1 protein-coding gene is annotated in these 1,038 nt (G+C 72.4%); it reads right to left on the bottom strand.

Annotation, left to right across the window (positions count from 1 at the left end; genetic code table 11):
• The coding region (locus tag AC0IW9_RS30330) for an HlyD family type I secretion periplasmic adaptor subunit (protein WP_471652028.1) at nt 1–1,038 on the bottom strand (1,038 nt) is incomplete at both ends.

Here is a 1,038-nt window from a genome sequence, read left to right as displayed (position 1 = left end):
AGGTCCATCACCGGGTCGCCCGGCTTCACCACGGCGCCCAGGGTGAAGAAGCGCTGGTTCACCACGGTGCCGGAATCCGGCGCCACGATCTCGCGCCGGGTCATGACATCGGCGGCGGCGCGCAGCTTCTCCTCGGCCTCGGCCAGCTTGCCGCGGACATCGCGGAGCTCCAGCGAGTTGTCCTGCATCCGCTGCTCCTCGGTCTGCTGGATCTGGCGGCGGGCCTCGGCGATGGCGCCGTTGGCGCGGTCGATCTGGCCGTTGAGGTCCTCAATGCTGCCGTCGAGCCCGGCGGAGCTGCGCTGGAGGGCGAGGAGCTGCGGCAGCCGCTGTAGGCCCTGGTTGACCAGGCTGCGGGTCATCTCCTCCTCCTGCTTGATCAGCGTGAGCTGACGGCGGGTGGAGGCGAGCTGGCCGCGGGCGCCGGAGATGACGGCGGTCTGCTGGTCGATGCGGGCCTGCAGGACCTGGATCTGGCTCAGCAGGCTGGCGGTGCGGGCCTCGAACAGGGCGCGCTGGCCGGCCATGCTGTCCATGGCGCGGGCGTTGGTGCTGGCCCGCAGCTCCGGCGGGAAGGTGATCTCGCGGGCCTTCGCCAGTTCGGCGGTCAGCCGGGCGTCCTGGGCCATGAGCGCCCAGCGCTGGGCGCGCTGGGTCTCGAGCGAGGCATCCGCCTGGATGTCGTCGAGCCGCATCAGCACCTGGCCCTTCTCGACCTTGGTGCCGTCGCGCACCAGCAATTCGCGGATGATGCCGCCCTCGAGGTGCTGGATGGTGCGGCGGCTGCCTTCCACCTTGATCACGCCCGGGGCGATGGAGGCCTCGGCCAGCGGGGCGAAGACCGCCCAGGCGACGCCGCCGACGACGAAGACCAGGAAGATCAGCAGGCCGAAGATCATGGTGCCGCGGGTGCGCGGCGCCGGCGCATCCAGCAGCGGGTTGAAGGGAAAGGGCGGCAGCGTCGCGCCGAGGTCGCGGCTGCCGGCCACCATGGCGCGGCCGCCGGGGGCGATGACGGCCGGGGGCGGTGCCGCCGGC

Source organism: Belnapia sp. AC561, assembly GCF_979252845.1.
This window is presented reverse-complemented; position numbering and strand designations above follow the sequence as displayed.